The sequence below is a fragment of the Armatimonas sp. genome (genome assembly GCF_964826245.1).
Map to the genome: position 1 here is coordinate 1 of NZ_CBAYMC010000239.1, position 6,481 is coordinate 6,481.

Annotated in this window: 7 protein-coding genes; 4 read left to right on the forward strand and 3 right to left on the reverse strand. The window is 56.8% G+C overall.

The window, feature by feature from the left end; all coding sequences use genetic code 11:
* The first annotated feature begins 154 nt into the window (after positions 1-154).
* From AC1XOS_RS18305 to AC1XOS_RS18315, 3 genes are read left to right on the forward strand one after another with little or no spacing between them, the layout of a single operon-like run.
* Complete coding sequence (locus tag AC1XOS_RS18305) at positions 155-556, forward strand: hypothetical protein (RefSeq protein WP_481963656.1); 402 nt, start codon at positions 155-157, stop codon at positions 554-556.
* A gap of 3 nt (positions 557-559) precedes the next feature.
* Entirely contained in the window at positions 560-772 is a 213-nt protein-coding gene (locus AC1XOS_RS18310) for an HNH endonuclease (RefSeq protein WP_481963657.1), read from the forward strand.
* Positions 773-799: 27 nt separating this feature from the next.
* Entirely contained in the window at positions 800-988 is a 189-nt protein-coding gene (locus AC1XOS_RS18315; RefSeq protein WP_481963658.1) for a hypothetical protein, read from the forward strand.
* A 148-nt stretch (positions 989-1,136) separates the two neighbouring features.
* Here the strand turns inward: AC1XOS_RS18315 and AC1XOS_RS18320 are convergent, their stop codons facing one another.
* On the reverse strand, positions 1,137-2,663 hold the full coding sequence (locus tag AC1XOS_RS18320) for a GGDEF domain-containing protein (RefSeq protein ID WP_481963659.1): 1,527 nt from the start codon (positions 2,661-2,663) through the stop codon (positions 1,137-1,139).
* Between the two features lie 165 nt (positions 2,664-2,828).
* Here AC1XOS_RS18320 and AC1XOS_RS18325 point away from each other — a divergent pair, with 165 nt between their 5' ends.
* Positions 2,829-3,464 (forward strand): uracil-DNA glycosylase, encoded by a 636-nt coding sequence (locus AC1XOS_RS18325; protein ID WP_481963660.1) that lies wholly within the window; start codon positions 2,829-2,831, stop codon positions 3,462-3,464.
* Here the strand turns inward: AC1XOS_RS18325 and AC1XOS_RS18330 are convergent.
* The gene (locus AC1XOS_RS18330; RefSeq protein WP_481963661.1) at positions 3,461-5,329 is read right to left on the reverse strand and encodes a hypothetical protein; all 1,869 of its coding nucleotides are present in this window, start codon (positions 5,327-5,329) and stop codon (positions 3,461-3,463) included. The genes AC1XOS_RS18325 and AC1XOS_RS18330 overlap by 4 nt on opposite strands.
* A gap of 333 nt (positions 5,330-5,662) precedes the next feature.
* Positions 5,663-6,202 carry a fused DSP-PTPase phosphatase/NAD kinase-like protein gene (locus tag AC1XOS_RS18335; RefSeq protein ID WP_481963662.1) on the reverse strand — a complete coding sequence of 180 codons (540 nt, stop codon included), beginning with the start codon at positions 6,200-6,202 and terminating at the stop codon, positions 5,663-5,665.
* Positions 6,203-6,481: the final 279 nt, after the last annotated feature.

The following is a 6,481-nucleotide window of genomic DNA, read 5'->3' on the forward strand; positions in this document are numbered from 1 at the left end:
CACCCGCCCGCTCCGCGATGATTTAGCGCCCGACCCGCAGCTCCCCGACGACACCCGCCTCTGGGCCGCCCTCGTCACGGCATCCGGCGGCCTCTGGGGCGGCTGCGTCTATGACACCGAGAGCATCCTCGCCAAGCTGAGATAAAATATCCGCATGAGCCTGACAATTTCTCTGCCACCGGATATCGCTCGTCGCATTGCCGATGAGGCGGCTCGTGAAGGGCTGGATGCACCATCACTGGTGCTTAAGATCCTGCTGACATCACCCGGGGGCTCAGGGATGAGCGAGTGCGAGGCGGAGCTGGTTGCACAAATCCATCGCTTGAGTGCGCCCAAGTCGCTGAGTGAGCAGCGGCGCTACCAAAAGCTCCGCAGAAAAAACCAGGCGGGTGCACTTACGGAGGCAGAACGTGAGCAGCTTTTTGCCCTCATCGACACCGATGAGCTTCGGGCAGCAGAGCGACTGGAGTACCTTGGCGAACTGGCACAGCTACGGGGCGTTCCGGTACGCGAGGTCATGAAGTCCCTGGGCCTGCGAGTGCCCGGTGTTGCCTAGTCAATGGCCCGACGGAGACGCCCCACACAGCGGCAGCGGGAGATTATCACAGAGCGTGCCGAGGCATGTTGTGAGTACTGCAAAACGCCTCTTGTTCTCGCCAATGTTGAGAACTTTGAGCTAGAGCATATTGAGCCTGTCGTTTCGGGTGGCTTAACCGTACTGGAGAACCTGGCGCTCTCCTGCCCCGGCTGCAACGATATCAAGCAGGTGTAAACACAAGCCCTTGATCCTGAATCGGGCGTGTCCGTTGCGCTTTTTCATCCACGTCAGCAGCTCTGGGAGGAGCACTTTACCTGGAGTGTAGATGGGCAGATGATCCAGGGCAAGACTCCCTGCGGTCGTGCCACCATCGTGGCACTACGACTCAATCGCATCGGACTCGTCAATCTACGACGTGCGCAGTGGGCACTGGGAATCCATCCGCTCTAGGAGAAGCAGGGCTGTTCGCCTTACTCTGGGAGGAGTTTCTGGACGCCGTTGTTCCGCGCCATCGCTTGAACCAGCGCTTTCTAAATGCTGTAGGCCACATGAAAAAGGCACTTCTCTTCGAGGCAATGAAATGTGAATGCCGCTTCTGCTACCCATAAACGGTGAGGTCGGGCTCTTGGATAGCCTGCTTAAGCTTCTCGACGCAGTCACTGAAGTGGGTGATGCGGTTGCGGCCCCAGCGCTTGGAGTGGTAGAGCGCTTTATCTGCTTCGTCAATGAGCTGTTGCTCGCTCTGTGTACCTGGCCAGAGGGTGGAGATGCCCACACTGATGGTGACAGCACGCTTGGGCCAGGGAGCTTGCTCGATGAGGGTACGGAAGCGCTCGGCGATTGCGCAAGCCCCTTCGTAGTCTGTATGCGGGAGAATGATCGCAAACTCCTCTCCCCCATAGCGAGCCACACAGTCCGTACGGCGAGCGGTGTCTTGGAGAACCTGAGCGATCTGCTTGAGAACCATATCTCCTGCGGGGTGCCCGTAGGTGTCGTTGTAGCGCTTGAAGTAGTCTACATCCAGTAAGATCACAGAAAGTGGGACATGGTAGCGTATACTCTGGTGGTAATGCACCGTCAGGTCTTCCCGGAGCTTGCGGTGGTTCTTCAGCCCCGTCAGGCCGTCCACGGTTGCTTGTGCGGCCAACGTACGATTGATCTTCGCTAGCTCCTCTTGCCGTCGTTCAAGCTGCTGATAAAGATCGTTGAGCTCGTCAAGCTGCTTTTGGGCCATGTGCTCATAGTTACACCGCTCCGTAATATCGTCGAAGGTAGCAACGACGGCGTAGGGAGTATCTTCACCAAGACGAAAAAGCGGAGCTGAGTTGATGGAGATCCAGGTCAGCTCATCATTGGGTTTATGCACTCCCATGATCACATCTTGCTGAGGGATTCCCTGCTGGAGAGTCACCATAGCAGGGTGCTCTTCACCTGGAAACGGGGTTCCGTCCTCACGAACCGCACGCCAGCAAGGATCACACGAGGTCTTTCCCATCATCTGGTCACGTGTCAAGCCCAAGACTTCCTCGGCACGGGGATTGCAGATCACGATCTCTCCATTCTTCTCTTGCACCACGAGGCCATCGTGGATAGCCTGTAGTATGGCAAGGTGGAAGCGCTCGTCCGCTTCCAGAGCCGTCCTCATGTGTGTTTGGAGCTCAATCTGCGTCATGACCTGTCGGGCCAGAGCTTTCAGGGCCGCAAGCTGCTCAAGGCTGAGTGTGCGAGGCGTGCGGTCAATCACGCAGAGAGTTCCCAAAGCGTATCCCTGCGTGGTGACAAGAGGTGCCCCTGCATAGAAACGAATCCTTGGCTCACGAGTCACTAAGGGATTATCCACGAAGCGTGGATCGTCTAAGGTATCTGGCACTACCATTACTTCGTCGGGCTGGAGAAGAGCATGGGCGCAGAAAGCCCACTCACGCGGTGTCTCGCTCACCCCTAGGCCATGACAAGACTTGAACCACTGACGGGTCTCATCGACGAGGCTTATCAGGCTGATGGGAGTATTGCAGATCAGCGCCGCCAGCCCCGTGATATCGTCGTACGCGGACTCAGAAGGCGTGTCTAGGAGATGCTGATTTTTGAGCGCCAAGAGGCGTGCTGTCTCGTTACTAGACTCCATAAAATTCATTTTACGATCTCCACCTCGAAGAAAAAAGCAATGATAAGTCTAGAGGGGCGAGGAGATATATCATCTCATTACTGCTTTTAGTGTCGGAGCAATCTCGCATTTTTTACAGAGTTCATCGAAAGAAAAATCTTCGCTCTCCAGCTACAATAGAGCCCTATGACGGAGAAAGAACAACGGATTGAGGCCCTGCGCGAAGAGGCCCATAACTGCCAGGGCTGTGGGCTGTGGGAGACGCGCACCAATGTGGTCTTTGGCGAGGGCAACCCCAATAGCCCGCTGGTATTGGTCGGGGAGGGGCCGGGCGAGACAGAAGACAAGACAGGCCGTCCGTTTGTCGGTCGCGCAGGTCAGCTTCTGGACGAGTGCCTCTACGCCTGCGGGATCACGCGCAAGCATATCTTTATCACCAATGTCGTCCGCTGCCGCCCGACTCTTATCGGAGAGACAGGCCGCCTGCAAAACCGCCCGCCCACCGCCGATGAAGCCAGCGCCTGCGTGACAGGCTGGCTGGAGCCGATTTTAGGCACGGTGCAGCCCCTCGTCATCCTCTGCCTCGGTGGCCCCTCCGCGAGCATGGTGATCAAGCGCGGCTTCAAGATCACCAGCGAGCGCGGCCAGTTTTTCGAGAGCCGGTACGCTCCCTACGCCATCGCCGCTCTCCATCCTGCCTACATTCTCCGCCAAGAAGGAGCCGCCTACGACCACGCCCGCGAGCTACTGATTGCAGACATCGAAGCCGCCCGAAAGAAAGTCGTCGAGGCAAAGAAAGAGCCCCCGAGGACATTGTTCTAGCGACCAGGGGCGCGGCCCCAGAGGCGGACGAAGCCACAGTTTTTGGACTCGGGGTTGTGCGACCAAGTCTGGGGCGAGGAGACGATGACTTTATAGGTTCCTGCGGGGATCACGGCGTTGGGCTGGACGCGCCAGTAGACATTGAGGGCACCACCCTGCCCCGATGAACTCGTGGCGCTCCAAGGGCCGTAGGTCTTGCCGCTCGACTTCTCCACCAAAGCAATCGTCCCCGGCGCGGCACCACGCCCTCCATTCCAGTGATAGGTCTCGATCCGGGTGATATTGACCGCCTGAGGAAACGTCAGCCAGAGCGTCCCTGTTGGCCCATTCAGAACTCCCCCAATATTGTTGTTGTCGTAGAGTGCGACCTCGGGCGCAGGTGCTGGCACGGGGTTTAACGACGGTGTCGAGTTCTCACGGAGAGTGCTGGGCACGTAGCTCTTGCCAGCCCCCGACAGAGTGGCCCGCGGTCGCGCCGTGTCGGTCTCAAGACGCTCGCCGGTTGCGACACGTGCTGTGTAGCGCGAGGCAGTACGCTCGTCGCGATCCATCCCGTGTGCGATTATAACCTCAACCGGCCCGGAGCTGGTAGCACTGAGGCGAAGCTGAAGGCGCTTGGTCGGATCGAACCGCACCAGGCTCCACCAATCGCCAGGCGCTTTCTGAATCCGCTCTACCGTCGCCCCGCCGATCTCCCCGACATAGCCACGCTCTGTGTAGCCGACGGTCTTTCCCGCACTGTCCACCAGCGCCACATTCACCGGACAGTTAACAATCGCCACTCCGGTGAGCTTGCGCTGCTTGAAGCCATTACGGATAAGAAGTGTCCGAAGGTTGGGATCCTGGACACTCTTGAGCTTCTCTTTATCCACCTGTGGCAGCTCCGAGACCCACTTTCGCTCGTCGTCGCTGAGCGAGCGCTGGCTAGGATTGACATAGTTGCCCCCCACGGTCGGGTACTCGGGCTTGCCATCGTAGGCACTACTGCCGCGAATTCCCCAGTAGCTCCCGTAGCTGTGGATCTGCGCCCACTCCGCCGTGGTATATGACTTGGGAGTCTGGGTCATCCAAGGATCCAGCACGATGCCATCGGTGATCCAGTCACTGCCCTTGGGATAGATCACCACCGCCTGGTGAGGAAAGAGCGTCCAGAGCATCCCCGGAGCCTCCACGGGCCCGTAGTCAAAGCCATCGAGCAGAGCACGGATCTTTGGGTCGGGGCTCCACTTGATCGAGTCGAGCAGCGCCAGAACCCGCGCCTGATAGGCTCCACAGACCCAGTTGTCAAAGCGCGATGTGAAGGGAATCGAGCTGGCAATATTGGTGAGATTGCCGCCCAGCCCTGTGTAGCCCTTAGGAATCTCCGACAGATAGCGGTTCAGGATCGCATTGAGCCGTGCATTAGCGCTCAGCGGCGGGGAAGTCGGCTTAGTATCGACAACATCGGGCTTCTTTGTTCCCAGAAACGCCGAGACCTCCAGGCCACGGGTTCCGACATTATAAGAGCCCGTCATGGAGATGCGGACGCTTCCCTTCTGAGTCACTGCCCCAATTGGTGCCGTCAGATCAAAATCAGTGCTCTCGCCCGCCTTGATGTACTTTCGGAAGGTCTTCACCTCACCACTGGCTTGTACGGTGACAATCACATCGGCTCCAAAGCCTCCTGTCATGGTTGCTTTGCCCGTCACTCTCAGCGCTCCATTACCCAGAGCGCCTTCGAGTGCCCGACGCGTGGTAAAACCAGGCGTATCTGTCACCTTGCTAATAAATGCCCCTGAGATGGAGTACGTGATCTGCATCCCATTGAACGGCTCAGCAGGATAGACTCCTGCCGTCTGAACTAAATTTAGAACATGGCCTCGCATAAAGTGCCCCCTTACTACAGACTTGTTATAAGTGTTTTTCCGGGGGATTTCCTCAGCTATTTAGCCGATTCTCTGTTAATCCGGTGTGCTGATCGCGGTGCTGCCAGGCCCAGATTTTTTGATCACTTGCTTTGTCCCAGATTCGTCAGGCTTCTTCGTGCCTCCGGGTGCGGGGGCCATGAACCGAAGCACAGCACTGGTTTCCCAGCTCTTCAAAGAAGGCATCGCTGGTCGTGCCTTTTTGAATGGCTTGTCTTTTCGGCTTATATTCTTGCTTCCTCTTAGGATAGAGCATGGGACACGCCAAAAAGAATACAGTGCGGAAAGAAATTTTTACGCCGAGGCAGCTTGCTGGAGGGCATGCACCGACGGCGTGCGCTTAAGCTGGTGGGTGTAAAAGCAGATATCACGGGCGAGGACCTCGAAGCGTGGGTTGAAGCCGCCCCACAGTAGTTCTACACCAGCACGAGAGAGCTCCCAGCCCTGCACAACCGTCCGGTAGAGCGCAACAATCGCTCCCGAACGGTCACAGTCCTGGCAGCAGTGGAGATAAGTTGGGGCAGCACAAAGGAGTGTTAGGAGCCGCTCGACCGTGGGAAAGTCCGGGAGTTCTTCATCCATTGACACCAAGATATAGTCTAGTCCGATTTCCTGACAGAGTGTCGCCTCATTCCCCATGATCTCAAAAGACTGGCGCAGGTCCACGATTTGCTGAATCCCTCGTGCCTTGAGAACCTGAAGCTGAGCCTTGGAGGGGACTCCTCCATAAAAAAGATCCTCGGCGACCTGTCGAACTCGCACAGAGCGCCGTACTTTTATTCGTAAGAGCATCGCCGCCATGGGGCTGGCAAAGAGTGAGCACACCTTCTTCATAACATCCCAACTTCCAAGTTTGCATCGTTGCGCTTCTTGCGATTCCTGTAGAGATCAGGGGATGCTTATACCACTTCTTGTGGTAATTTAAACTAATTTTGTTGGTAACATTCTTGGTTTAAGATGCAACAAAAACTAGACTACTCATCATTAACGAGTAGTCTTACCAGTTTAAGCTTAATTTAGTATTATCGCTGTCACGGAGGCGGCGGGAACTTCTAAGCGAAGCGTGTTGCTCGAGAGGATTGCTCCAACCAGAGGCTGTGGTGCAACGGTATG

Excerpts from the sequence above, each read along its gene's own strand:
- AC1XOS_RS18305 (WP_481963656.1), top strand. The coding sequence starts at position 155 with ATGAGCCTGACAATTTCTCTGCCACCGGATATCGCTCGTCGCATTGCC.
- AC1XOS_RS18310 (WP_481963657.1), top strand. The coding sequence starts at position 560 with ATGGCCCGACGGAGACGCCCCACACAGCGGCAGCGGGAGATTATCACA.
- AC1XOS_RS18320 (WP_481963659.1), bottom strand. The coding sequence starts at position 2,663 with ATGGAGTCTAGTAACGAGACAGCACGCCTCTTGGCGCTCAAAAATCAG.
- AC1XOS_RS18325 (WP_481963660.1), top strand. The coding sequence starts at position 2,829 with ATGACGGAGAAAGAACAACGGATTGAGGCCCTGCGCGAAGAGGCCCAT.
- AC1XOS_RS18330 (WP_481963661.1), bottom strand. The coding sequence starts at position 5,329 with ATGCGAGGCCATGTTCTAAATTTAGTTCAGACGGCAGGAGTCTATCCT.
- AC1XOS_RS18335 (WP_481963662.1), bottom strand. The coding sequence starts at position 6,202 with ATGAAGAAGGTGTGCTCACTCTTTGCCAGCCCCATGGCGGCGATGCTC.